Here is a 24,968-nt window from a genome sequence, read left to right as displayed (position 1 = left end):
TAATTAATATGCGAAATCCTTGCAAAATTTTTTTTAATTTGGTACATTAAGAATGTAAACAAAATACAAAAAAACACAGGAGGTTGTCGAAATGACAGATAATGGAACAGTAGATAAAGTAAAAGGTAAAGCTAAAGAAGTTGCAGGAAATGTAACAGGAGACAACGGTAAAAAAGCAGAAGGTTTCTTTGACCAAGTAGTTGGAAAAACTAAAGAGATTGCTGGGAAAGCTGGCGATGTAGCAAAAGATGTTGCTGATAAAGCTGGTGATGTTTTTGAAGATGTTAAAGATAAAGCTGAAGACCTATTTGATAAAGCTCCTGATAATTCTAAAGAAGCTAAAGATCAAGCAGAAGACGCTAAAGATACTGTAATTGATAAAGCAAAAGATGTTAAAGATGCAGTAGTGGATCAAGCTAATGATGCTAAAGATGCAGTAGTGGACAAAGCTAATGATGTAAAAGATGCTGCTGAAGAAAAAGCAGACGAAGTCAAAGATAATAAATAATAATTAATTCTAGACTTGGAGACTTTCCAAGTCTTTTTTTGTTTTATTTAAATAGGTGTTTTTCCAGCTTCAACTCTTATGTCATTAACTAATAAATCAAATCAGTTTTCAAGCAAGATAATTAAATTATTAGAAGAATTATCTTGCTATATTATTAAAATAATTGGAATTGTTAACGATTTACTCTCATTTGAAAATTATAAAAGGACATGAAAAGGGTATTGTTGGTAATCTAAAATGGACGCTCGAATCAAAAAGCCATGAAGTTTAGTTAAGGTTATGTAGCCAATATATGAAAATAAATAAAAAAATACGTACATCAAGATCGATGTACGCTTTTGGGGGTATATATTATTTATGTCTAATATGTTTTATTTTAAAAATTTATCTTAGTACCAACCATTTGCAACCCAGAATGATTTAGCAGCATCCCATGATCCATAACGACCAGCAACATATTGATCAGCAACACGTTCTTGGTTAGCTGGGCTGTAGTCACCGTTAAGGTATGATGAATCTAATTGGTAACGTCCAATATATTTACCATTAGTTGCTGAATATGAACCTGATGATTCTTTAAAGGCAATCCATTCTTTTGCGGAAGATGAGTCACCTGATGCAGCTGGTGCTGAAGGTTGTGCAACTTCTTGTGTATATGTTGGTTCAGCTGAAGCTTGTGTATAAGTTTCCTCAGCTGGTTGAGTATATGTTTCAGTAACTTCTTGTTCAGCAACCGGTGCTTCTTCAACAACTGGTGCTTGTTCAACTGGTGCTTCTTCAACAGCTGGAGCTTGTTCAGCAGGAGCTGTGTATCCATTCATATTATCAGTATCGAAAGTGATAACTTGACCAACGTAAATAACGTTTTGATCTTGAATGTTATTTAGATTTGCAATAGCAGCAACATAGTCAGAACTTCCCATATATTGTTGTGAAATTGATGATAATGTATCACCAGATTGAACAGTGTGAGAAATAGTATCAGCACTTGCGGCTGTTGCTCCGAATGCTGCCGTACCTAAAACTGCGCTTGTTGCTAAAATTGTTTTTAAATTCATGTATGTGTATCTCCTTTATTATGTTTGTTTGTTTGTTTTTCTTGTACAAGATATATTAAACCAAATTTATATTACAGTGATATATGAGAGATGTAAGAGTTTAATGTCAAATATTTCTTACATATTACAACAGTTGGTAAAATTAAAAGTATTATGTAAAACTGTATCAGTGGAAATCCTTGTATGGCAAGGGATTTGGGCAGTAAATATTTGATTTTTTTAAAAAAATATGGAATTAAAATAATCTTTGAAAAAAATATTTTTCTTCAATTGTTATTAAATTAACTTGTATTATATGCTTTAAATGTCCTATTTTTAAGGAAACTTTAAGGAAAGTCTAAAGAATAGTAAACCGATATATTGAAATTTAATGATTTGTTTTATAAATTAGATAATTTTTGAAACATGCTTAAATTTTGTCTATTGTCTATAAAACTTAGTAATATTTATAGAAGAAATCATCAAGGAATATGGTAAATCATATTGTAATATGTAGTACAGATGCTTATATTCATATAGATTGGAAAATACTAGCATAATCTGTATCAATAAAAAAAAGCCCATTTCTGAACTTTAATCTACAAAAAATATATTATATTATCCTTAATTTTTATCTTATATCCAAAGTCCGAAGCAAGCTCCTCAATTTCATCAATGTTTGCCTCAAATCCATCTAACTCAATTTCAGGATTGAACCCGTACTCACGGTTTATATAGTTAGACTCCAAAAGTCGTTGTAGTTCCTCAAGTGTTTTCATTTATATTTATCTGACTCCTAAATCTTATTATTATTGTTGCACACCCAAGTATAAATGGCTTTTGCTGTTTCTTCAATAGATAAGTCTTCAACATCCAAATAATCTACATTATCAAGATTTTTAAAGTATTCTTCTTTAAGTAGTAGAAGATTTTCAAGGTAAAAATCGAAAAAATTTCTTGTTCGACTTTTATCTTCATTCTTATTGCTAATTAACTTTTCTTTAGAAGCACTTAAAAATAAAATTCTATCGGGGAATGATTTATGTAAACTTTCTAGTTTATTCGATAAATTTTTACTAACTTGCCAATCATATCCAAGTGAAATTGGATAATTCAAGGTATAGAAATCAATTTCTTCAGCTCCAAAATCAAATATTGATGTATTCTGTGACTTAGCTGAATTATACTTTCTAATTTCATTTTCTATGAAAAGTTTTTGAATCTCCAGATAATCATTACGGACATCTTTATCAAGTTTTCTTCTATTAATAAGCTCGAATATTTGGTTGTTATCTTCAAAAACAATATTTATTTCTGGATGGAGTTCTTTTAATTTTTTAAGTGCGCTAGTTTTGCCAACAGCCATTGAACCTTGTATAGAAAATATTTTACTCATATTCTTTACCTAACGACATAATTGTTTTAGCAACTTCCTTACTGTCCTTAGGAACAATATTTACTTGATTTTCCAAAAATAGTTTTTTAGCATTTTCTGGGTCACCGATTAGATATGCAGATTTAGCATTTTTTAATAGTTCAATATCGTTATGGTCATTTCCAAAGGCAATGTAATCATCAATTTCAAAAACCTTATTTAAGGTAGTAAATTTATTGATTCCACCTGATGTAATATCAAAGTTTCCTTCATTAGCATGAGAGATTACTGAAATATCAGATGATAATTCAGCTAGTTCATTTTCTACAATAGAAGGAGCATCAAGAAGAATTATTTTTATTGGTTGCTTGATTTCAGCGATTTGTATTTTTTGAGCCAACTTATCTGGATCAAGTTGTTTAAAGATTTTGTTTGAAGGGTCAACGCTAGCTGCATAGTCAAACTTGTCATCAATAATATAACTCAATTGATGTTTGTCGATTATTTTTTGAATTTGTTCGAATGAATTTTCATCTATCAGCTTAACAACCGATATTTCTCCCTTATCAGCTACTATTGAACCGTTACCACCAATTAATTTGTTGTTCCTAAACTGTGGAATGAGCGGAAGTAGGTCTCTGATAGGTCTGGCTGAGGCAAATATTACTTCATGATTATATTCTTCCAGTTTCTTTAAAGCCAGAATAATATCTTGATCAATTGATACACCGTTAAAGCAAAGTGTTCCGTCAAGGTCAAATACAAATTTCATTTTATTAATTTTCTTTCTATAAATATATCCAATATCTTCTTTGAAGAATTTTATCTTCATTAAATATTTTATTCTCTAAAATTCCATTATTTTTTTCAATTGTTTTAGCAGAGGCCAGATTATCGTCATCACATACCAAAAGAACCCTCTTTAAATCATAAGAGTTGGCGATACTTAATGTTTGTTCAAGGATTTTGCTTGCATAACCCTTTCTTCGTTCACTAGGTGATACGGAATAACCGATATGCCCAACATATTTTTCCAAGTAATCATTAAGTTGTAAGCGAATATTAACTAGCCCGATAATTTTTTTGTCGGATTTTCTGATTGCCAAATATTCAAGTGAAGGAACCCTTCCTTGATTAAGTACATTAAAATCTTCTTGAGCTTTGAGATATTCAATCCACATTTCCATATCATCATAATCTTGAAGCCTAGAACCTGCAACAATGTAAGGTGCATCGTATTCATTTTTATATTCAAGTAGTTGTTCTGTGTATTCTAATGATGGTTTAATTAGAGCAATATGGTTAGTATCTATCCAATAACGACATGTATTTTCGCCATCATACGGATCATATCTTACATCTTCAAGCATACCACCATTTGCCTCAATAGTTTTCCTGGAACCAATATTATTCTCATCGCATGTTATAAGAACTTTGCTCAGCCCCTCTTTTCTCGCCTCGTCAACAACTAAATTAAGCATCTCTTTTGCATACCCTTTTCTTCGTTCTTCTGGTAAAACAGAATATCCAATGTGACCAATGAAATTTTTAAGGTAGTCATTTAATTCTAAACGAAGATTTATTAAACCGACTAACTTATTATCTGATTTCCTTATAGTCAGATATTGTTTAGTAGGAACTAGTTCTTTGGGAGTTGTATCTTTTTCCTCAAGATCAGTTACAAAATCAATCCATCCTTGAAGATCCTCATATTGCATCAACCAGCATAAACTTCCAGTTCCTTCGGGAAGTTTGATGAATTCATTCTTATATTCCTGAATTTGGTCAATATATGCGAGACTAGGTTTCACAAGCATTAGCTGATTGGTCTCTATCCAATAACGCCATGTATTTTCGCCATCATATGGATCATATCTTATATCTTCAAACACACCACCATTTACCTCAATAGTTTTTCTTGAACCAATATTATTCTCATCACAAGTTATAAGAACCTTGCTAAGACCTTTTTTTCTCGCCTCGTCTACGACAAGACTAAGCATTTCGGTAGCATAACCCTTTTTACGCTCACTTGGTAAAACAGAATATCCAATGTGACCACCAAAATTTAATAAATAGTTATTTAACTCAAGCCTCAGATTAATGAGGCCAATCAACTTATCATCTGATTTACGAATTGCATAGTATTGAATAGCAGGGACAAGACCATCAGGAACCTTTTCTTTTTCTTCAAAATTTCTAACATCGATTACCCAATTAACCAAGTTTTTATATTCTGTAACTCCAGAAGCACCGTGAATTTGCTCTTTATTTTCAATGAACTCTTTGATTAAATTTTCTAATTGATTTAGATAAACTATCTCTGCCCTTACTAATTTAATATTTCCCATCATATTATTCCTTTTTCCTTTTAATTAATTGTAGCAAAAACATTTGATTAAATATATTGTTTATTTAAAAATATAAAATAAAAAAAGCTCCTCAGAGCTTTCCAGTTATCTAAACTAATTCTTTAAGATTTACCCAATATCTTTTTTGGAGTTTATTATCATAATTGATAACAATATCCTCAAGGATACCGCCATTTTTTTCAATCGTTTTTATAGATGCAATATTATCTTCATTACATACCAATAGAAGTTTCTTGAGATCATATAGGTATGCTTCTTCAAATATTAGCTTCAATATCTTCGAAGCATAACCTTTTCTTCTTTCAGATGGTCTAACTGAGTAACCAACATTTCCAATATATTTCTCTAAGAAATCATTAAGATCAAGTCGTAAGTTCACCAAACCAATAAGTTTATCATCAGATTTTCGAACTGCTAAATATTGAACGTGTGGAATCGAGTTCTCATCAGAGTCATCTTTTTCATCAATGAGTTCAGAAGGGTATAGATATTCTAGCCATTCTGATATACTTTCAAATTTTGTTAATTCAGAACTCCCGAAAATATAGCTTGAGTGAGAGTCTGAGTACTCAACTTTGTAATCTAAAATTTGCCTGGCATAATCCATTGAAGGTTTTACAAGAAGCACAGGATCAGCATCAATCCAATATCTTAAGATATTCAGATTTTTGATATGATAGAATCTTGCATCTTCAAATATTCCTCCATTAGCTTCAATAATTAACTTCGCAGCAATATTATGTTCGTAGCACGTTACTAGAATGTTTGTAATATCAAGTTTTTTAGCTTCTTTAATAGCGAGTCGAAGTAGTTCCTTACCATAACCGCTTTTTCTTTCACTTGGTATGATTGAAAATCCTATATGACCTCCAAAGTTTAACAAGTGATCGTTTAATTCAAGTCTTATACTTACCAAACCAATTAATTTATCATCTTTTTCACGAATAGCTAAGTACTGGATGGCAGGTACACGTTCATCACAAATATTTTCTTTTTTTTCAAACTTATCAACATCAATTATCCAATCAACAAGATTTGCGTAGCTAGTAACTCTAGATCCCCCATGTAACTCATCCTTATTACTTGCAAACTCTAACATCAATTCTTGTAATTGATTTATATAAATAATTTGTGGTTTTTTTAATATTATTTTCCCCATAAGTATTTTTCCCCCCATAGTCTAATTGTAAAAAAAATATTGTAATAATTCAAAATTAAAGGTATATATTATTTGACAAGACACCATTTGGTGTCTTATAATTTGTTTATAAAATGAAAGGGGTATCATAAAGTATGCAAGAAGCAAAGCGTGATGTTTTTTTTGCCATTGCAGACTCAAATAGACGTCAAATTCTTCGATTGCTATCGGATGCAGAGCAGGAAGAAATGGCACTTCACGAGATTACACCTCACTTGGATATGGGGCGAACGGCAGTCTCAAAGCATCTAAGAATACTGACAGATGCTGATTTGGTAGAAAAACAAAAAGTAGGCAAGGAAACAAGATATCACCTGACACCAAAACCTTTGGAGGAAGTCAAAGACTGGATAGCCTTCTATGAAGACTTTTGGACTAAAAAGATTGGTGATTTGAAAAATTTATTGGAGGAAGAATAAATGGCAGATGTAGTACTAGATTTCACGATTAAAAATTCAATTGACAAAGTATGGGAAGCACTTACTGATTCCAAAATTCTGTCACAGTGGATTTGGGACAACAATTTTAATTCAGAAGTAGGAGAAAAATCAGAATTTCGTGCACCAGCTACTGATTGGTGGGATGGAGTTGTAAATATTGAAACACTGGTTGCTGAAAAACCAGAAAAATTAGTTTATACTTGGGCAACAATGGGAGAAACAACCAAAATATCATGGTTACTCTCTGACAACGGAGATGGAACAACTGAACTTCATTTTGAACAAGACGGATTCTCAGATGAAACTAAAGCGCGTGAAGGTGCAATTGCTGGTGCTACATACGCTTGGACTGAAAATATTGGAAAATTAAGTGGACTTCTTGAAGGATAAGGAAAGATAATGAACTACAAAACTGATATTAAAATTAGCGATAACGGAGTTATGTTTGCTCTTCCTGATGACCAAGGAAAAATTGTTATCACAAACGTCTTTATGAGCGATGATAGTGAAGGAACTTATATCTCAGTAAAAGATGGTAAGGTTATTGCTATTCAGCAAAAATTACATGAAAAAGTTGTTAAAGATATGGGAGCAACTCAAGTTGTAAAAATATATCCAAATTGGGATTTAGAGACTACTTATATAACTCGTGGATTAATGAATCTAGCTGAAGAAAACAAGCTTGAAATTAAAAAAACTCGTGTTAAAGCAATTCCAGAGAATCAAAGAAAGACTGTTGCTGAGTTTGTTGACATGATAGTATCTTTACTTTCAATCTTCAATATTTCATTTACTCCTACTGCACAAGCAGAAGATGTGTTAACATCAGCTAAAGCTAAACCCGCTAAAGCACAGCACAGATGGAATAAAGATGTAGCAAAAATTAAATTCACGGTTGATTTTAGAGGCTGTCAAGCAGAAGTATACTGGCAAAAACGAAATGAAATGTTGATAAAAAAAGGTGCTACAATGCTTGCTGAAGCTCCAAAAAATAAAGATGGTTCTGTTGGGTTTAGTGAAAGAGTAGGAGACCAACTTCGCCAAGAACAAGAAGGGAACTTTAAAGACTTTGTAACAACGACTGACATTATTCTCAAAAGTGTTAATGAAGTTGGACTTTTCCTTTACTATGCCGGAACCAACTCATGGCTGCAACTGAAGGATAAAAATGGAAAAACAATAGATGAATACACAGTTGTGAAATGATAAAAAGTTTGTACTTATTTCTTGACAGATAAAAAAAAGTAGTCTATATTAAAATTACAGTTAAATATTTGTTAGGTGAGGCTCCTATATGGACACAAGCTACTGCCGCGAAAGAATCGAGAGACTCTTAGTTGGTAGAACAGGAATAATCGTGAAGGTTATTCATAATGTAGCTGATACGGTGTATCTACGCCCTATAGTGCTAAAGCTCAACATTGATCATGATGAATGTATTAGCATGCTCTTTGTTGGGGCGTGCTTTTTTTGCGAAAGCCGTTCCATAAGGCACACCACCATTTATTTTTCTAAAAAAATATATTGATTGGTTTTTATAATTATTTGATACATCGAGTAGGGATAAAAATTAATCAGGGTCTTGGAGGTAAAGACAATGAAAAAAATGGACGTCAAGAAAAATTCAGGAAAAGAAAAAGAACTAAAAAAACTTGCTCTTTTATCTGAAAATGAACTTTTCAAAACATTCAAAACTTCTTCACAAGGTTTGTCAGAAGAAGAAGCAGAAAAAAGACTAGAGGAGTTTGGTCCTAATAAGGTTGATGCTGAAAAGCCAACACCTGCAATTATTCTATTTTTAGAAGCACTAAAGGATCCCTTTGTTCTAGTATTAGCTGGTTTAATGCTCGTATCATTTGCAACAGGTGATTATCAAGCAGGATTTGTTATGGCTGTAATGATTCTAGCTAGTGCGACAATTACCTTTGTTCAAGAATATCGTTCACAGAAGGCAAGTCTGGAATTAAAAGAGTTAATTGAAAATACTTGTGCCGTTACTCGTGATGGTGTAACAAAAGAAATTCCTATGGATGAAGTTGTTCCTGGAGATATTGTTAATCTTGCAACAGGGGACATGATTCCAGCAGATGCAGCATTAATATGGACAAAAGACTTATTTGTTAATCAATCTTCGTTGACTGGAGAATCTCTTCCTGTAGAAAAATTTGTTCATGCAGGTGTTAGAGATGAATCAGAAGGCTCAGCAATTGATATGAAAGACCTTGTCTTCATGGGTACAGACGTATTAAGTGGTAAGGGACGTGCTGTAATTCTGAAAACCGGTCAATCAACATTTTTCGGAGATATAGCTCTAAATTCTACCAAAAAACGTGGTAAAACATCATTTGACAATGGACTATATAAAGTAAGTAGACTTTTACTTCGTATGTCGTTGATTCTTTTTCCAATTGTACTTTTAATTAATGGTTTTACAAAAGGAGATTGGGGACAAGCATTCTTCTTTGCAATTGCGGTTGCGGTTGGTCTAACTCCTGAAATGCTACCAATGATTGTTACAAGTAATCTAGCTAAAGGAGCTATGACTCTTTCTAAGGAAAAAGTTATTGTTAAGGAACTCCCTTCAATTCAAAACTTGGGATCAATGGACGTTCTATGTACGGATAAAACTGGGACAATTACAGAAGATCGTGTAGTGCTTGTGCAACATTTAAATCCACTTGGAGAAAATAATGAGAATGTACTTGATATGGCATTTCTCAATTCTAAATATCAAACAGGTTGGAAAAACCTTATGGATATTGCCGTAATCAATTACTATGATGAGACTGGTCGCAAAGAGCCTTTTACAAATGTTGAAACAATTGATGAAATTCCTTTTGACTTTTCACGTCGTCGTTTAACAGTTGTTGTAAAAGCAGATGGTCACCAACTAATGATTACAAAAGGTGCTGTTGAGGAAATGGATGCTGTTTGTTCTCATGCTGAAATTGATGGAGAAGTTGTTGCACTTACTCCAGAATTACGTGAACAAATGCGTGCAGTTAACGTTGAACTTAATAAACAAGGTATGCGTGTACTTGCAGTAGCCATTAAGAAAGACGTTCATGATAACGCAATTTATTCAGTTGCTGATGAAAGAGATATGACCTTAATCGGATTCATGGGCTTCCTTGACCCAGCTAAAGAATCAGCAAAAACTGCGATTGGTTCACTACATGACCATGGTGTTACTGTTAAGGTTTTAACTGGTGATAATGAAATCGTTGCTGCCAAAGTTTGTCGAGATGTAGGTATTGAAGTTGAAGATTCAATACTTGGAACTGAAATTGAGAAAATGACTGATCAAGAACTTGCTGAGAAGGCACGCACAGTAAACTTATTTGCAAAACTTAATCCAATGCAAAAATCACGTATTATTGCTGCCATTCAAAATGATGGGCATACAGTTGGATTTATGGGGGATGGTATTAATGATGCACCAGCCCTTCGTACAGCAGATGTAGGTATTTCTGTAGATACAGCAGCAGATATTACAAAAGATGCTAGTTCTATCATCCTTCTTGAAAAGAGCTTAGATGTTCTTGATAAAGGTGTTGTAGAAGGACGTAAGGTATTCTCAAATATGATGAAATATATTAAAAATACAATTTCATCAAACTTTGGTAATGTATTCTCTATCTTGGCAGCAAGTGCCTTCTTACCAATTCTACCAATGCTTCCAATTCAATTATTAGTTCAAAATCTAATTTATGATATGGGACAACTTACTATTCCTTGGGATAATGTAGACAAAGAAGAACTTGCTAAACCAGTTAAATGGAGCATTGATGGGCTACTTAAATTTACTCTTTGTATTGGCCCAGTATCAAGTATCTTTGATATCATTACTTTCTTAGTAATGTGGAATATCCTTGGTTTCAATTCAGATGCTAAACAAGGTATGTTCCAAGCAGGATGGTTTATGGTTGGTCTTACAACTCAAACACTTGTTATGCATATCATCAGGACTAAGAAAATTCCATTTATCCAATCTAATGCTTCACTTCCAGTATGGATTTCAGGAATCCTAGCAATTGGAGCTGGATTTGTAATCATGCTTACTCCAATAAACGAATACTTTGATTTCTTACCATTACCAGCAAGCTATTGGCCATGGTACATTGCAATTACAATAGGTTATCTTATAACTGTTGAATTTGCAAAAAGAATTTATATCAAACTTGGAAATGAATGGGTTTAAAAAATTTACGCTAGTTTGCTAGCGTAAATTTTTTTGTTGTATAGTATTTAAAATTTATGTGTAAATACGTATATAGATATGATAAAATTAATTATTAAATACTTTTTATTTTAAGGAGACGTAATAGTGAGTAAAAAATTTGTAGTTGGTATTGCTTCAATGCTAGCATTATCTACAATGTATAGTAATTCTGCTTTGGCCAATGAGACCTCTTCTAGTTCATCTGAGAACTATACTACAAGTAGTTCAATTGATAGCCAAGCTAAAAGTGAGCAAAAGATTGCTGAATCAACTAGTGGTAGTGATTTAGATCAGTCCACTACTGATTTTAGTGACAGCTCTCAGTCAAATGTAAGTTCAAGCAGTTCAAGTGAAGAAATAACTGAAAATAATTCTGTAAAAACTGCTGATGCCATATCAACGACTGAAGAAGACAAAAAACAGGATAAGATTTTTTTAGATACATTGACTCTTTCTAAAAAAATAATTGCACCTGCTCAAGAACAATTACTTGATATTAGTAAAGTTAGTCAAAATAGAATTTCACAAATGGAATTAACGTCAAGTGACGGTAAAATTGTTAAAATTGACAAGACCGGTAAAATAGTCGGTGTTTCAGTTGGAAAAGCAAAGATAAAAATTGAATTTAAAGATACAAAAGAGTCTAAAATTTTTGATATTGAAGTAATTAAACCTAGTATTTTATATAAAACCCATATACAAAATATAGGTTGGGAAAAAAATTATAAAACTAATGGTGAAATGAGTGGAACAGAAGGCCGTTCGCTTAGACTTGAAGCAATTGAAATAAAACTTAAAGATATCACATATGATGGTAGTATAAAGTATCAAACACATGTTCAAGACTACGGTTGGCAAGATTGGAAAACAGAAGGACAAATCAGTGGAACTTCTGGTCAATCTAAGCGACTAGAGGGAATTAGGCTCAGTCTAACTGGAGAATTAGCTCAGAAATATGATATTTACTATAGAACTCATGTTCAAAATATTGGGTGGTTAGACTGGGCGAAAAATGGCGAAGCATCAGGTAGTCAAGGTTTGTCTGCTAGGCTTGAAGGTATAGAAATCCAGTTGGTTGAAAAAGATAAAGGGAGTTTAACGACAAAAAGAACTTTTGTAAATGGCTCAAACACTAATCTTATTTATCAAGTTCATGTTCAAAATAACGGTTGGCAAGATTGGAGAAGTAGTGGACAAATAGCTGGAACAACAGGAAGTTCATTGCGACTTGAGGCTTTAAGGATGAAAATGGTTGATACTGATTTAAAAGGTGGTATCTCATATCAATCACATGTCCAAAATATTGGTTGGCAGAATAGTGTAGCAAACGGTGAAATGTCTGGTACATCTGGAATGTCATATCGAATGGAAGCAGTTAAAATTAATTTAACCGGTGAGATTTCAGGATTTTATGATGTTTATTATAGAGCACACGTTCAAGATAGAGGATGGTTAGGATGGACTAAGAATGGTCAACCTGCAGGTAGCGAAGGGGTATCTAAAAGGGTAGAAGCCATAGAAGTTAAACTTGTTCATAAGGATCAAAAAGGTCCTAATCTTTCAAATAGTTTATATACAAGTGAAGTTCCACAAAAAATGGCAAGAGTTCAAAACTTGTTAAATAGAAAATATAATAACCAAAGTTATGGTATATATGTCATGTCAGAAAACGGACAGTATTCTGCTTCTATTAATGGAAATACACAATTTATTGCAGCGAGTACGGGTAAGTTACCAGGAATATATTACACTCAGAAAAGATTAAATAATGGAAGTCTAAGATTGAACCAACAATGGAACTATAATGGAAATGTTAATAATTTCTCTGGAGCCTATCAACCATGGGGTGCAGGAGTAATGTCTAAATATCCAGACTATAGAAATTATAGTGTTGATACAGTACTTCATAACACAATCAAGTATTCAGATAATGTTGGTGCAAATTTCTTAGGATATTATGGTGCAAATTCTTATGATCAAACTTTTTTAAGAGAAATTAATAGGATTACTGGTAGAAATTGGAGTTTCTTCACACTAATAGCAAGTGCTCGAGATAATGCAAGATTGATGAAAGGTATATATGATATTGGTGGTATCTCAAATACATACTTCCAAAATACAGTTTATGATAATGAAAGAATTCCTAAGTACCTTCCAGTAAAAGTTGGTCACAAAATAGGTGATGTATATGATTATAGACATGACGTTGCTGTAGTTTATACAAAAGAGCCATATTTTATCAGTATCATGACGAAAAATAATACTTCGTATGAAACAATTTCAAGAATATCGAAAGATGTGTATGACATATTGAAGTAACTTTTATTGAACTTAGAAAAATAAGAGTTTAAAATAAAAAAATTCGCTAGGAAACTAGCGTTTTTTTGTTATAATAATGAAAAAAGGAGAATATATGATTATTTGGTTAAATGGAGCATTTGGTGCTGGTAAAACAACTATTGCAGAGATACTTAATGAAAAAATTCCAAATTCTTATTTATATGATCCAGAAGAAATTGGTGATTTTTTTAGACATAATTTACCAAAGTCAATTCAAAAAGACGATTTTCAGGAATACGAAGAATGGCGGGCTTGGAATTTCCATATTTTGAAGAAATTAAATGATGAGTATGAAGGTCACGTTATTGTTCCAATGACACTCTATAAAAAAGTTTCTTTTGAACAAATTATTGGTAGATTAAGAAAAGAAAACATTGATATCGGACATTTTATTCTTGAAGTAGATAGAGATCAGATTCTTAAACGACTTTCTAGCAGGTCAGAAGGATTGCAAGAATGGGGAGCTAATCGTCTGGATGATATTAATAGATGTTTTGAAAAGATGACCCATGAAGAAAGAATAAAAAATGATGGAAGAAAACCTATTGAGACGGCTGATGAAATTATTGAACGTCTTAATTTAGATTAGGAGAATATTTTATGGAAAAGAATGAAGTTTCAATTACAAAAGTTGAGTCTAGCCAAATTGAAGAATTACTCAACATTCAGAAAGCGTGTTTTAAGAAACTTTTTGACAAGTATCAAGATGTTGATACAAATCCCTATGCTGAAGATTTAGCATGGATTACTGAAAAGTTTAATCGAACTCATGCTCAATATTATTTCATTAAGAACCAAGAAGAAGTTGTGGGTTATTTTAGGGTTGACATCTTTGATGAAACACCAACTAGTGCAAGAATCGCAATAATTGGAGTAACTCCTGAACATGAAAATAATGGATATGCCAAAACTGCAATGAGATTGATTGAAGAAGAAAATCCTCAAGTTTCTAAGTGGCAAATTGAGACAATTAAACAAGAAGATAAACTCGTTCATTTATATTCAAATCTTGGTTATGAGTTAACAGGAAAAGTAGAAGCCATTAAAGATGGTATGGATATTGTGTATTTGGAAAAACATATTTAGATAAACTATAATTCAACATAGAAAAAGCCCTTGAAAGCCAAACTTTCAAGGGCTTTTTTATACATAATTAATGTAAATTATTTAAAGCTGTCTTTTATATTTTTTGCCATTTCTTTGAAATCTTTACTGATTCCTTTTCCCATTTTTTTATATTCTTCGCCGATACTTTTGCCTTTTTCAGCATATTCTTCGCCAATGCTTTTGCCTTTTTCAGCATATTTTTTTCCTAATTTTTTACCATCTTCGGCATATTCTTTGCCTATTTTCTTTCCTTCTTCTGAAATACCTGAAGCTTTGTTTTTGATTTTATCTACAGTTTCTTTAGATGATGACATATAATTTCTCCTTCATAATAAGTACTATCTACTTCAATGTAAGCAAATTTTACCACTCTATATTAAGAAAATAAAATATTTAGGGTTTTAATAATACGAAAAAAAATTATAACAAGTTATTTCTTTCTAGTTTCTTTTAATTTTTCCCTGAATCGTTTAATATCAACATTTTTAATACGATGACGAATATTCACCACACAGATGATAACCATTAGCACTGATAATAGTATTAGCATTAAGAAGCTGATATGATAATCAAAAGCGTGAGCTAGTTCATATATGGCAGTGATTCCTTCCAACATACCAGCTAGTGCTACATAAAACCAGGCAGTTGCCTTTCTGCCAAAGACGATAGCTTCTTCAAAGTCCTTATTGCTTATCAGGCTCTCGCTTAGAATAGCTATACCACGTTTTTTCTCTAGTTCAAGTTTGAGAGGAGGAAGTATCCAGTACCAAGGAGAGATTTTTGGATATTTTTTTGACTTTTTGGTAAATCTTCCTACAACTCTTTCTTGCTCTGATAATTCAATATATGCTTGATATAGGGGGAAGGCAAAAAGAAGCCATTTGGCGATAAATGAAATTATTACAATAAATTTTTCCATGATAATTCTTTCTATATTTTTCGTTCAGAAATATTATAGTACTTTGTGGATTATATTCAAGAATACTGCAGATTAATTACAGTAGAAGGCGAGAGTTTGACCACTGAAAACTTCGACATTTCCACCAACTTTATCTACAAATTCATTGCTTGTTGCATTGACAGATTTCCAAGAAACAGCAAGATTCTCTGCATTGTATAGGAACCCTCGGATATTGACTAATGATTTATCAAAAGAAAGGAAAGAAATATATTTATATCCTTCTTTATAAGGAACAAAATTATTCCCTTCCTTTAATAAATAGCAGTAATTATCATCATTTCTGAGAATTACATCATATTCCGCAATAAGTCCAACAGCTGCAATAGTCATATCAATACGACTTCCATCAGCAATAAACACAACTTCCTGAGGTTTGCGAGACACAGCATATTGAACAGCAATCTCACCATCAATTAAATCCTTCGCTGCTGGAAAACGGATTAATTTATCACTATATGCTTCAATTTCTTTAAACTCTTCTTCTGATACTGAGTCGAAGTCACCAACAGCATAGTTGATAGGAAGTCCAGCTTTCATCAAGTCCAAACATCCTCTTTCAACACCAATCGTATAATAATCCTTATATTCACGCGCTAAATCAATATGCGATTTACTACAAACAATTAAAATCTTTTCATTCATTATATAATCCTCAATCTAATATTCTAGCCATATAAAACTCATCATAATATCGTCCGTTCATCAAAAGAGAGTCTTTCTTGACACCTTCTTCTACGAATCCAAATTTTTCGTATAGAGCAATAGCTGCCACATTTTCAGTGACAACAATTAGTTCTAGACGATGAATGCCTGAAACACGTGCCCAATCAATCACTTGAGCTAAAAATTCAGAGCCAAGACCTTGGCCCGCATAATCTGACAGCACACCAATTACCAAGTAAGCAGAGTGTTTGATTTTCGCAAGAGACGAAAGGTGTACGCTGACATATCCGACATATATGCTATCTTCCTCAGCAACTAAAATTAGGCCATTTTCCGAGGTATTTCGGATAAAAGTTTCTAGCTTTTTCCTATCGTATTTTCTTTCTTCGGGTTGATAAAGCATGTAGGTCGTTTCTTTGTCTAAGGTCGACATTAATTCGAATAATTTATCGGCTTCAATCTGCGTATTTTTAATAATCTTATCTGTCATCTGCCCTCCAATTTTGTGGCTTTTGTTCATTATATCAAAATTTGCTATACTTATGTAAGAAGCAAAGCTTATAAAGTAAGCACATGTAGAATCTTAAGGGACTAAGAAGGAGATGTAAGAAATTGGATACCAAGAATTATTTAGTCGGTGAGACTATTTATTTAGACCGTGTAAAAGAAGAAGATATAGACGAATTGCTTTCAATTGAGAATTCATATGCGACAAAATTCCTAGCTGATGATGAGCTACCTTATCCTCAAACAAGAGAGGAATTAGAAAATACTCTTGCAGTTGAAAGCCCTAACCAATTTTTAGGGATTTATAATTCTGAACGTCGTGAAATTATCGGAAGTGTTGCTGTTTTCAATGTTAATCTCGTTCACTCAAACTGTGAAATTGGACTTTCAATATCAGAATATTGGCAAGGTGAAGGAGTAGGAACTGAAACTTTTGAACTTATCCTAGGCCATATCTTCAATAATTTACCAGTTAATAAAATTAAAGTTGAAGTATTTGATTTTAATGAACCTGCTATTAAGTTATACGAAAAATTTAATTTTCATTTAGATGGTCGATTGAGACAGGAAATATTCCGTTTTGGTGAATACCATGATTTATTAGAGTATAGCTTACTTCGTGAAGAGTATGAAGCTAATTTAGTTTCAACAGATGATGATTTGGATTAATTTCAAATTTTAGAGTTTAATATTGGGGTAGAAGTTTGATTAAAAATATCAAGAAATTTTTAATTATTATATTACTATTGTTTTTTGCATATATTATTCTTAGTGAAGAGTTTGGGCCATTAGATTTTTCTGGGCAATCCTTGTTTAGGATTCTTATGGTTATTTCGATTATTATTATTATCATCATATATATTTTTGCTGAAAAATTTGAAAAAATTTATACTGAACGTTCAGCGATGAAATATCAACTAAAAAAAGAACGCATAAGACAGGAAAATGAATTAAAGCAGCAAGAGATGAAGCTCCTTAATCAAAGATTGAAGCAAGAACGAATACAGAAAAATAGAAACAGAAAAAGAAATTATAATGAAGTTGATGGTTGGGATGACTATTAATATCAAAATTTGTTATATTAATCAACAAGAACATAAAACATACACTAAATAGAGGCTAAATTATTTGCCATCAATTATTTGTGTGTTATACTAATTAGGTTATTATATTTAAAGTCGTACAGATGGTAGGTAATTTACTTTTTGCCTATCCGAGAAGATAGAGGCGGCTCCTATTGCATATTTTGTAGTAGGAGTCGTTTTTTTGGGAAAAATTGACTTTGAATTATAGATTTTAATGGAGGTAGCAATGCAAAAAAGACAAACAAATGTTCTTTTGGTAACTGTGGCTGTGTTTATCGCAACTTTTATGACAGCTATTGAAGGAACTATCGTAACAACAGCCATGCCAACAATTGTTGGGACATTACATGGTATTGAAATAATGAACTGGGTGTTCTCAATTTACCTATTGACTAGTGCAATGGTGACACCTATATATGGAAAACTTGCTGATAAGATTGGTCGTAAGCCTGTATTTATTTTTGGTACTTTAATTTTTATTATCGGTTCAGCCCTATGTGGTTTTTCAAACTCAATGATGACTTTAATACTTGCACGTGCAGTACAAGGGATTGGTGCAGGGGCGATGATGCCGGTTTCGCTTACTATCATTGCTGATATGTACTCACCAGAAAAACGTGCTAAGATTATTGGATTAACAAGTACAGCTTGGGGTATTGCAAGTATTGTCGGACCTATGGCTGGTGGTTTAATCGTTGATTCTGTTGGTTGGAATTGGATCTTCTTTATCAATGTGCCAATAGGTATCTTACTGATTGCCATGATTGGCCTTTATCTAGTTGAAGGTAAAAGAGAAGCTGAAGCTAAGAAAATGGATATCTTGGGAAGTCTGACACTTATGTTAGCGCTTATGTCCTTACTTGTTGCCTTCCAAATTTTAGGAGATTCTGGAATAAACTTTGTAGTAATTGGATTGTTACTGGCAACAATTATTTTCTTCATTTTATTTGTGATGGTAGAAAAAAGAGCAGAAGATCCTGTTATCTCTCTAGAATTATTCAAGAACCAAACATTTATCATTGCTAACTTAGTTGCTGCCTTGGTCAGTGGGTTCCTCATGAGTTTAGATGTTTACATACCAATGTGGATGCAAGGTGTACTGGGCTATAGCGCTGGTATCGGTGGACTTGTTCTAGCACCAATGTCTATTTTATGGATCTATGGAAGTAATCTTTCAAGTAAATGGTTAACAACAAAATCAGTAAAATGGGTTCTAACAGTTAGTACGACCATCACATTCATTGCTGGTTTAGCACTTGTTTTAATTCCTGCAAACTCACCGTTTATAGTATTTGTACTAATTTCAAGCTTACTAGGAGTTGGTCTTGGAGCAGTGATTGTCTCAACAACAGTAATTTCTCAAAATAGTGTACCTCAAGAAGAACTTGGAGTAGCTACATCATTCAATACTCTTGCTAAAACAATTGGTCAGACAATCATGATTTCAGTATTTGGAATCGTTCTAAATACAGTTATGAAAGCAACACTAGTAAAAGAAAATATAAACGTAGATAAAGGAATTATGAATCAGCTTGTAAATCCTCATACAGCTTCAAGTATCCCTGCTGACCTCCTTAAACCATTGAAAAATGTTTTATTCCAAGGTCTTCACGGTGTATTCTTAACTGCATTATCACTTGTTTTAATCTCAATACTTGTGGTTCAACTTATAAAAAGTCCAAAAAAGTAAATTAATATTTTTCCAGTCAAATGGCTGGTTTTTTTGCGCAAAAAAAGCAACTTAATTAGTCGCTTTTGTATAAATATTTTTATGAAGTTTACATCTTGGATTAAAAGATGATTTGCAAGAAGGACAGTTATTGAGCTCACTATATATTTTATATGAAAACTTTTGCCCACAAACGCAACACATTACAGATAATTTATTTGAATAAAAGTCAAAACCTTCAAAACTATGCAATTCATTTTCATCATGACATTTAAAACAGGAATATAAATTATTACAAATTTGGCATCTATTAGCAATAATATCTAAGTCTGTATGATAGTGTCGACATCTGCCTTGATTATCAACAAGAAAACCGTAAACTTTTTCCATAAACTTTTCTTATTTTTTATCAATTATTGATAAAGGAAGTAGTGAGTAAACCACTGAGGCAGCAACTGCTTTAACTGTATCTCCAGGAATAAAAGCAAGTTGTGCTTTAAAAGCAGAAGCAAGAGACATACCTTTAATATTAATGTGCATGCCGATTGCACCAATACCATCAAGTAAAAGAACTCCAATTAAAAATGTAACAATTAATGCAGTGAAAAGGTTATTTGGTTTTGGAACATATTCCATAGCCCATGCGATTAAAAATGCACAGATTGGATAAGCAAGTAAATATCCTACTGAGGGACCAAAGAATGGTGTAAGTCCTCCACGACCACCAGACAAGAAAGGTAGACCTGCCGCAACCATAAGTAAAAATACAATAACTACTGTAAATGCTTCACCCTTACGAAGTAAAAGTCCAGTAAGCAAAATACCTAAATTTTGAATAACAATTGGTACTGGAATAAATCCTAATGGAATTGGTGGAAAGAAACCTAATACTACTATAATAGCAAGCATCATAGCACAAATTGTGAGTCGTTTGATTTTCAAAATAAAAATCTCCTTCTGTTAACTTATTTTACTTACATAGGTTAACAAAAATCAATGAACATTACAAGGTGCTTAATAATTTCCTAGTGTTTTTTTTCTGAACTTTCTATCTTGAAATCACAAATTTTTTAAAAAAATTGCTATAATGAAAGCGAATACAAAGTTGTACCAATTTAAAAAGACAAGTTGTAAAGGTGGAGAATATGAGTCAAGACAAGTATTACCAATTACTAAGGGAAAATTATGGAAGTAGAGAAGCAGTTCTAACTGAGATCATCAATTTAGAAGCAATCCTACAATTACCTAAGGGTACTGAACATTTTGTTAGTGATATACATGGCGAATTTAACGCATTCGATCATGTTTTGAGAAATGGTTCGGGAAGTGTGAAAGAGAAGTTAAAAGAGTGCTTAGAAGATGATATTGATATCAATGAGTTAGCGGTTCTTATATATTATCCAGAAGAGAAGATTTTACAAATTAAGGAAGAATTTTTACCAAGTGAACTTAACGATTGGTATAAAAAAAATATTATGCTCTTAACCCGAGTGATAAACTATGCTAGTCGTAAGTATACACGTTCAAAGGTTAGAAAGGCTTTACCACAACGTTTTTCATATATAATTGAAGAACTCTTAACTGAAGTTCAAGACCAAGACAAATATGAATATTATCACGCAATTATAGATAAAATTATTGAGTTAAATCAAGCACCTGCTTTAATACATGATCTTTCCGAAACTATTCAAAGATTAGTTGTTGATCATCTTCATGTGGTTGGAGATATTTATGACCGTGGACCGTCACCGGATCTTATAATGGATCGATTAATTGATTATCATTCAGTTGATATTCAATGGGGAAATCATGATATGGTATGGATTGCTGCCGTATCTGGGTCATTGCTTTCAATAATAAATTTAATTAGAATTTCTGCAAGATATGCAAATCTAGATACACTAGAAGAGGGATATGGGATTAATTTACGTCCTATTGTGGAGTATGCCAAGAAATATTATGAACCATTAGATATTTTTGCACCAAAACTTTTAGCAGGAGATAATTCTGTATCTGAAACTGAAAAAAGAACATTAAATCTTGTTCAACAAGCAACTGCAATTCTCCAGTTTAAACTTGAAGGGCAGTTAATTGCTAGACGCAAATGTTTTAAAATGCAAGATCGTGCTATGCTATCAAAAGTAAATTATGAAGATAGCACTATTGAAATTGGTGGAGTTTCATATGAACTGAAAAATTTTTCTATACCTACAGTTGATATTGATGATCCTTGTAGACTAACTATAGAAGAGGAAGCAATCCTTGAAAAATTAAAAGTATCTTTTCAGTCATCAGATCGGTTAAGAAAGCATATGGACTTTCTCATGGAAAAAGGTAGCATGTATCTTTGTTATAATGGTAATCTTTTGATACACGGATGTATTCCGCTCCATGAAAATGGCGATTATAAGTCGCTGACTTTAGAAGGTAGACACTATTCTGGTAAAGATTTATTAGATTATTTTGAAAGACAAGTCCGTGTTTCATATCGAAATCCTCAAGTAACTGATGATATTCCTACAGATTTGATGTGGTATCTATGGACGGGGGAATGTTCGTCTTTATTTGGTAAAGATGCCATGACAACATTTGAGCGTTATTACATTGAAGATAAAGCCACGCATGAGGAAGTGAAGAACTCATATTATAAACTTAGAAATGAAGAAGATGTTTGTCGCTATATCTTGAGAACATTTGAACTACCTGAATCTGGACATATAATAAATGGACATACTCCTGTAAAAGAGAAAGATGGTGAAAATCCAATAAAAGCTAATGGTCATTTAGTTGTAATTGACGGTGGTTTTGCAAAAGCCTATCAAAAACAAACCGGACTTGCAGGCTATACTTTGCTTTCCAACTCATATGGCATACAACTCGCAGCCCATCAACCTTTTACATCAATTGAAGATACCATAAAAAATGGTTTTGATATTCTTTCAACTAAACGACTTGTTGATAAAGTTGATCAAAGAACGACAGTTAGTCAAACTAACATTGGAAAAAGATTAATTCAAGAAAGAGAAGATTTAGAAGAACTATATATGAACTTTTAAAGTCGAATGATAAAGAAATTATGCATATAAATGCTCACTTTTAGCAACTTTATTGTTAAAAAGTGAGTGCTTTTTTGTTTAAAATACTGTAAAATATATTTATTAACAGAAGGAGGCTTTTTCGTGAGCAAAGTAACAGAGTATGTAACAAGTATTCAAAATAAAATTCATTCAAATGATCCAAACCAAGTTGAATTTTTACAGGCTATTGATGAGTTTTTACCATCAGTAATTCCATTCTTGGAAGAGCATCCTGAATATGTAGAATCTGACATTTTGTCTTTAGTTACTGAACCTGAACGCTTGATTCAGTTTCGTGTTCCATGGCAAGATGATAAAGGTAAGTGGCAAGTTAACCGTGGATACCGTATCCAATTTAACTCTGCAATGGGACCTTATAAAGGTGGATTACGTTTCCATCCAAGTGTAAACTTAAGCATTTTGAAATTCTTAGCTTTTGAGCAAATATTTAAAAACAGCTTAACTGGTCTACCAATCGGTGGTGGTAAAGGTGGAAGTGACTTTGATCCTAAAGGGAAATCTGATGCTGAAATCATGCGTTTTTGTCAAAGCTTTATGACTGAGCTTTCTAAACATATTGGACCTGATACAGATGTACCTGCTGGAGATATCGGTGTTGGAGGACGAGAAATTGGTTACTTATTTGGTGCTTACAAACGTCTAAAACAATATGATGCTGGAGTTCTAACTGGTAAACCGCTTGATTTCTGGGGTTCAAAAGGACGTACAGAAGCTACTGGTTACGGTGCAGTTTATTTTGTTAAACATTTACTTGCTGATCTTGGTCAAGATTTCCAAGACAAAAAAGCAATTGTTTCTGGTTCAGGTAATGTAGCAATCTATGCTATTGAAAAACTTGAACAACTTGGTGCAAAGGCAATTACAGCATCTGATTCATCTGGTTTTGTATATGATCCAGAAGGTATCGATGTAGCTCTATTAAAAGACGTCAAAGAAGTTCGTCGCGAACGTTTAACTGCATATGTTGTTGATCGTCCATCTGCACAGTATTTCGATGGTGAATCTGTTTGGGATTTCAAAGTCGAAGCAGATCTTGCATTCCCATGTGCAACGCAAAATGAAATCAATATTGATCAAGCTAAGATTCTTGCTGATAATGGTGTTAAAGTTGTTGCTGAAGGAGCTAATATGCCATCAACTCTTGAAGCAGCTGAATACTTTATTGAAAATGGAATTTTCTACTGTCCAGGTAAGGCAGCAAATGCTGGTGGAGTAGCTGTATCTGCACTCGAAATGAGTCAAAATTCTCAAAGACTTCAATGGGAAAAAGACCAAGTTGACTCAATGCTAGATAATATTATGAAAAATATCTTTGAAGCTTGTCGCGATACTGCTAATGCTCATGGAGCAGAAAATAACTTCATGCTAGGTGCTAATATTGCAGGATTTGAACGAGTTGCAAAAGCAATGCTTGCTCAAGGATTGGTATAATAAAATTACAAAAGTTTATATTTTTAGTTTATACTAGAGATATAAACTTTTTTACTTATAAAGGAGATACGAATATGAAAATAGGATTTATCGGAACAGGCGTTATGGGTCATGCAATTGTAGGTCACTTAATGGATGCGGGTCATGAACTCTTTGTCTTCAATCGTACTAAGTCAAAAACTGATGATTTGGTAGAACGTGGTGCTGTATGGAAAGACACGCCAAGAGAAATAACAGAAGCATCTGAAATTATCTTTACTATGGTAGGTTATCCAAGTGATGTTGAAGAAACATATTTTGGTCCAAAAGGGATTCTTCAAGCAGATGTAAATGATAAAATCCTAGTTGATTTAACCACAAGTACACCAAGTTTAGCAGTTAAGATATATGATGCAGCAAAAGAAAAAGGAGCAAGTGCCTTAGATGCCCCTGTTTCAGGTGGTGACCTAGGAGCTAAAAATGCAACTTTAACTATCATGGTAGGTGGAGATGAGTCTACATATGAGAAAGTTCTTCCATTGTTTGAAGTAATGGGTAAAACATTTGCTTATCAAGGAAAAGCCGGAAGTGGTCAGCATACAAAAATGGCTAATCAAATTATGATTGCGGGAACAATGACAGGAATGACAGAACTTTTAGTATATGCAAAAGCTGCTGGTCTCGATGTTGAGAAAGTAATTGAAACAGTAGGTGGTGGAAGTGCAGCCAACTGGTCGCTAGCTAATTATTCTCCAAGAATTCTTAAAGAAGACTATTCTGCTGGATTCTTTGTTAAGCATTTTATAAAGGACTTAGGAATTGCCCTAGATGAAGCAGAAAGGATGAATATTAACTTACCAGCCACAAAAGTTGCCCGTAAATTATACGTAGAACTTGCAGATAAAGGCTTTGAAAATGATGGAACCCAGGCGCTTATTAAACTTTGGTGGGATTAAACTATTATAAAAAAACTTAG

General features: G+C 32.9%; 25 protein-coding genes, 1 pseudogene and 1 riboswitch. Of the genes and pseudogenes, 14 read left to right on the top strand and 12 right to left on the bottom strand.

The window, feature by feature from the left end; all coding sequences use genetic code 11:
- Positions 1-91: 91 nt before the first annotated feature.
- Positions 92-301: pseudogene (locus BG262_RS10900) on the top strand (CsbD family protein); the annotation flags it as partial.
- A 596-nt stretch (positions 302-897) separates the two neighbouring features.
- Here the strand turns inward: BG262_RS10900 and apf are convergent.
- From apf to BG262_RS10310, 6 genes are all read right to left on the bottom strand, one after another.
- Positions 898-1,566, bottom strand: coding sequence for an aggregation-promoting factor (gene apf / locus BG262_RS01370; protein WP_070787101.1), 669 nt, complete (start codon positions 1,564-1,566; stop codon positions 898-900).
- 578 nt (positions 1,567-2,144) lie between these two features.
- A complete protein-coding gene (locus BG262_RS01365; protein WP_070787100.1) occupies positions 2,145-2,324 on the bottom strand; it encodes a hypothetical protein in 180 nt (59 codons plus the stop codon).
- 17 nt (positions 2,325-2,341) lie between these two features.
- Positions 2,342-2,941 (bottom strand): hypothetical protein, encoded by a 600-nt coding sequence (locus BG262_RS01360; protein WP_070787099.1) that lies wholly within the window; start codon positions 2,939-2,941, stop codon positions 2,342-2,344.
- The gene (locus BG262_RS01355) at positions 2,934-3,692 is read right to left on the bottom strand and encodes an HAD-IIB family hydrolase (protein WP_070787229.1); all 759 of its coding nucleotides are present in this window, start codon (positions 3,690-3,692) and stop codon (positions 2,934-2,936) included. The genes BG262_RS01360 and BG262_RS01355 overlap by 8 nt, the downstream gene beginning before the upstream one ends.
- Positions 3,693-3,708: 16 nt before the next feature.
- The gene (locus BG262_RS10315; protein ID WP_083312856.1) at positions 3,709-5,274 is read right to left on the bottom strand and encodes a GNAT family N-acetyltransferase; all 1,566 of its coding nucleotides are present in this window, start codon (positions 5,272-5,274) and stop codon (positions 3,709-3,711) included.
- Positions 5,275-5,380: 106 nt separating this feature from the next.
- Positions 5,381-6,451, bottom strand: coding sequence for a GNAT family N-acetyltransferase (locus BG262_RS10310; protein WP_158006629.1), 1,071 nt, complete (start codon positions 6,449-6,451; stop codon positions 5,381-5,383).
- Positions 6,452-6,585: 134 nt separating this feature from the next.
- On the opposite strand from BG262_RS10310, the gene BG262_RS10815 reads away from it, so the two are divergent.
- From BG262_RS10815 to BG262_RS01310, 7 genes are all read left to right on the top strand, one after another.
- Positions 6,586-6,909, top strand: coding sequence for an ArsR/SmtB family transcription factor (locus BG262_RS10815; protein WP_070787098.1), 324 nt, complete (start codon positions 6,586-6,588; stop codon positions 6,907-6,909).
- Entirely contained in the window at positions 6,910-7,320 is a 411-nt protein-coding gene (locus BG262_RS10810) for an SRPBCC family protein (RefSeq protein ID WP_070787097.1), read from the top strand.
- A 9-nt stretch (positions 7,321-7,329) separates the two neighbouring features.
- The gene (locus BG262_RS01330; protein WP_070787096.1) at positions 7,330-8,136 is read left to right on the top strand and encodes a hypothetical protein; all 807 of its coding nucleotides are present in this window, start codon (positions 7,330-7,332) and stop codon (positions 8,134-8,136) included.
- Between the two features lie 60 nt (positions 8,137-8,196).
- Positions 8,197-8,363: riboswitch (M-box (ykoK) riboswitch) on the top strand.
- A gap of 164 nt (positions 8,364-8,527) precedes the next feature.
- Positions 8,528-11,131 (top strand): magnesium-translocating P-type ATPase, encoded by a 2,604-nt coding sequence (gene mgtA / locus BG262_RS01325; protein WP_233278807.1) that lies wholly within the window; start codon positions 8,528-8,530, stop codon positions 11,129-11,131.
- Between the two features lie 126 nt (positions 11,132-11,257).
- Positions 11,258-13,471 (top strand): serine hydrolase, encoded by a 2,214-nt coding sequence (locus BG262_RS01320; protein WP_070787095.1) that lies wholly within the window; start codon positions 11,258-11,260, stop codon positions 13,469-13,471.
- 94 nt (positions 13,472-13,565) lie between these two features.
- A complete protein-coding gene (locus tag BG262_RS01315; protein WP_070787094.1) occupies positions 13,566-14,081 on the top strand; it encodes an AAA family ATPase in 516 nt (171 codons plus the stop codon).
- Between the two features lie 11 nt (positions 14,082-14,092).
- Complete coding sequence (locus BG262_RS01310; RefSeq protein ID WP_070787093.1) at positions 14,093-14,578, top strand: GNAT family N-acetyltransferase; 486 nt, start codon at positions 14,093-14,095, stop codon at positions 14,576-14,578.
- 77 nt (positions 14,579-14,655) lie between these two features.
- On the opposite strand, the gene BG262_RS01305 is transcribed toward BG262_RS01310, so the two are convergent.
- The 4 genes from BG262_RS01305 to BG262_RS01290 form a co-directional block, all read right to left on the bottom strand.
- Positions 14,656-14,913 (bottom strand): hypothetical protein, encoded by a 258-nt coding sequence (locus tag BG262_RS01305; protein ID WP_070787092.1) that lies wholly within the window; start codon positions 14,911-14,913, stop codon positions 14,656-14,658.
- A gap of 116 nt (positions 14,914-15,029) precedes the next feature.
- On the bottom strand, positions 15,030-15,518 hold the full coding sequence (locus BG262_RS01300; protein WP_083312853.1) for a hypothetical protein: 489 nt from the start codon (positions 15,516-15,518) through the stop codon (positions 15,030-15,032).
- 72 nt (positions 15,519-15,590) lie between these two features.
- Positions 15,591-16,202: a thiamine diphosphokinase gene (locus BG262_RS01295; protein ID WP_070787090.1), complete on the bottom strand. Its 612-nt coding sequence runs from the start codon at positions 16,200-16,202 to the stop codon at positions 15,591-15,593.
- Positions 16,203-16,212: 10 nt separating this feature from the next.
- On the bottom strand, positions 16,213-16,713 hold the full coding sequence (locus BG262_RS01290; RefSeq protein WP_070787089.1) for a GNAT family N-acetyltransferase: 501 nt from the start codon (positions 16,711-16,713) through the stop codon (positions 16,213-16,215).
- A 122-nt stretch (positions 16,714-16,835) separates the two neighbouring features.
- Here BG262_RS01290 and BG262_RS01285 point away from each other — a divergent pair, with 122 nt between their 5' ends.
- The 3 genes from BG262_RS01285 (at position 16,836) to BG262_RS01275 (ending at position 19,505) form a co-directional block, all read left to right on the top strand.
- A complete protein-coding gene (locus tag BG262_RS01285; RefSeq protein ID WP_070787088.1) occupies positions 16,836-17,399 on the top strand; it encodes a GNAT family N-acetyltransferase in 564 nt (187 codons plus the stop codon).
- 35 nt (positions 17,400-17,434) lie between these two features.
- Positions 17,435-17,794 (top strand): hypothetical protein, encoded by a 360-nt coding sequence (locus BG262_RS01280; RefSeq protein WP_070787087.1) that lies wholly within the window; start codon positions 17,435-17,437, stop codon positions 17,792-17,794.
- 247 nt (positions 17,795-18,041) lie between these two features.
- Entirely contained in the window at positions 18,042-19,505 is a 1,464-nt protein-coding gene (locus BG262_RS01275; protein ID WP_070787086.1) for an MDR family MFS transporter, read from the top strand.
- Positions 19,506-19,556: 51 nt separating this feature from the next.
- Here the strand turns inward: BG262_RS01275 and BG262_RS11020 are convergent, their stop codons facing one another.
- Together BG262_RS11020 and BG262_RS01270 are read right to left on the bottom strand one after the other, a co-directional pair.
- Positions 19,557-19,874 (bottom strand): CHY zinc finger protein, encoded by a 318-nt coding sequence (locus BG262_RS11020; RefSeq protein WP_083312851.1) that lies wholly within the window; start codon positions 19,872-19,874, stop codon positions 19,557-19,559.
- Positions 19,875-19,883: 9 nt separating this feature from the next.
- Entirely contained in the window at positions 19,884-20,426 is a 543-nt protein-coding gene (locus BG262_RS01270) for a biotin transporter BioY (protein ID WP_070787085.1), read from the bottom strand.
- A gap of 203 nt (positions 20,427-20,629) precedes the next feature.
- On the opposite strand from BG262_RS01270, the gene BG262_RS01265 reads away from it, so the two are divergent.
- The 3 genes from BG262_RS01265 (at position 20,630) to BG262_RS01255 (ending at position 24,948) form a co-directional block, all read left to right on the top strand.
- Entirely contained in the window at positions 20,630-22,540 is a 1,911-nt protein-coding gene (locus BG262_RS01265; protein ID WP_070787084.1) for a fructose-bisphosphatase class III, read from the top strand.
- A gap of 123 nt (positions 22,541-22,663) precedes the next feature.
- Positions 22,664-24,013 carry an NADP-specific glutamate dehydrogenase gene (gdhA, locus tag BG262_RS01260; RefSeq protein ID WP_070787083.1) on the top strand — a complete coding sequence of 450 codons (1,350 nt, stop codon included), beginning with the start codon at positions 22,664-22,666 and terminating at the stop codon, positions 24,011-24,013.
- Positions 24,014-24,087: 74 nt separating this feature from the next.
- Positions 24,088-24,948, top strand: a complete 861-nt coding sequence (locus BG262_RS01255) for an NAD(P)-dependent oxidoreductase (RefSeq protein ID WP_070787082.1) — start codon at positions 24,088-24,090, stop codon at positions 24,946-24,948.
- Positions 24,949-24,968: the final 20 nt, after the last annotated feature.

The sequence above is a fragment of the Floricoccus penangensis genome (genome assembly GCF_001832885.1).
GTDB classification, from domain to species: domain Bacteria; phylum Bacillota; class Bacilli; order Lactobacillales; family Streptococcaceae; genus Floricoccus; species Floricoccus penangensis.
The sequence above is the reverse complement of the archived record's forward strand: the minus strand, read 5'-3'. Positions and strand labels throughout refer to the sequence as shown.

What these genes read in the sequence shown, in the direction of transcription:
- BG262_RS10810 (WP_070787097.1), top strand. Translation starts at nt 6,910, where the DNA reads ATGGCAGATGTAGTACTAGATTTCACGATTAAAAATTCAATTGACAAA.
- apf (WP_070787101.1), bottom strand. Translation starts at nt 1,566, where the DNA reads ATGAATTTAAAAACAATTTTAGCAACAAGCGCAGTTTTAGGTACGGCA.
- BG262_RS01355 (WP_070787229.1), bottom strand. Translation starts at nt 3,692, where the DNA reads ATGAAATTTGTATTTGACCTTGACGGAACACTTTGCTTTAACGGTGTA.
- BG262_RS10815 (WP_070787098.1), top strand. Translation starts at nt 6,586, where the DNA reads ATGCAAGAAGCAAAGCGTGATGTTTTTTTTGCCATTGCAGACTCAAAT.
- BG262_RS01275 (WP_070787086.1), top strand. Translation starts at nt 18,042, where the DNA reads ATGCAAAAAAGACAAACAAATGTTCTTTTGGTAACTGTGGCTGTGTTT.
- BG262_RS01365 (WP_070787100.1), bottom strand. Translation starts at nt 2,324, where the DNA reads ATGAAAACACTTGAGGAACTACAACGACTTTTGGAGTCTAACTATATA.
- BG262_RS01305 (WP_070787092.1), bottom strand. Translation starts at nt 14,913, where the DNA reads ATGTCATCATCTAAAGAAACTGTAGATAAAATCAAAAACAAAGCTTCA.
- BG262_RS01310 (WP_070787093.1), top strand. Translation starts at nt 14,093, where the DNA reads ATGGAAAAGAATGAAGTTTCAATTACAAAAGTTGAGTCTAGCCAAATT.
- BG262_RS01315 (WP_070787094.1), top strand. Translation starts at nt 13,566, where the DNA reads ATGATTATTTGGTTAAATGGAGCATTTGGTGCTGGTAAAACAACTATT.
- BG262_RS01255 (WP_070787082.1), top strand. Translation starts at nt 24,088, where the DNA reads ATGAAAATAGGATTTATCGGAACAGGCGTTATGGGTCATGCAATTGTA.
- BG262_RS01360 (WP_070787099.1), bottom strand. Translation starts at nt 2,941, where the DNA reads ATGAGTAAAATATTTTCTATACAAGGTTCAATGGCTGTTGGCAAAACT.
- BG262_RS01300 (WP_083312853.1), bottom strand. Translation starts at nt 15,518, where the DNA reads ATGGAAAAATTTATTGTAATAATTTCATTTATCGCCAAATGGCTTCTT.
- BG262_RS10315 (WP_083312856.1), bottom strand. Translation starts at nt 5,274, where the DNA reads ATGATGGGAAATATTAAATTAGTAAGGGCAGAGATAGTTTATCTAAAT.
- BG262_RS01295 (WP_070787090.1), bottom strand. Translation starts at nt 16,202, where the DNA reads ATGAATGAAAAGATTTTAATTGTTTGTAGTAAATCGCATATTGATTTA.
- mgtA (WP_233278807.1), top strand. Translation starts at nt 8,528, where the DNA reads ATGAAAAAAATGGACGTCAAGAAAAATTCAGGAAAAGAAAAAGAACTA.
- BG262_RS10310 (WP_158006629.1), bottom strand. Translation starts at nt 6,451, where the DNA reads ATGGGGAAAATAATATTAAAAAAACCACAAATTATTTATATAAATCAA.
- BG262_RS11020 (WP_083312851.1), bottom strand. Translation starts at nt 19,874, where the DNA reads ATGGAAAAAGTTTACGGTTTTCTTGTTGATAATCAAGGCAGATGTCGA.
- BG262_RS01265 (WP_070787084.1), top strand. Translation starts at nt 20,630, where the DNA reads ATGAGTCAAGACAAGTATTACCAATTACTAAGGGAAAATTATGGAAGT.
- BG262_RS01330 (WP_070787096.1), top strand. Translation starts at nt 7,330, where the DNA reads ATGAACTACAAAACTGATATTAAAATTAGCGATAACGGAGTTATGTTT.
- BG262_RS01290 (WP_070787089.1), bottom strand. Translation starts at nt 16,713, where the DNA reads ATGACAGATAAGATTATTAAAAATACGCAGATTGAAGCCGATAAATTA.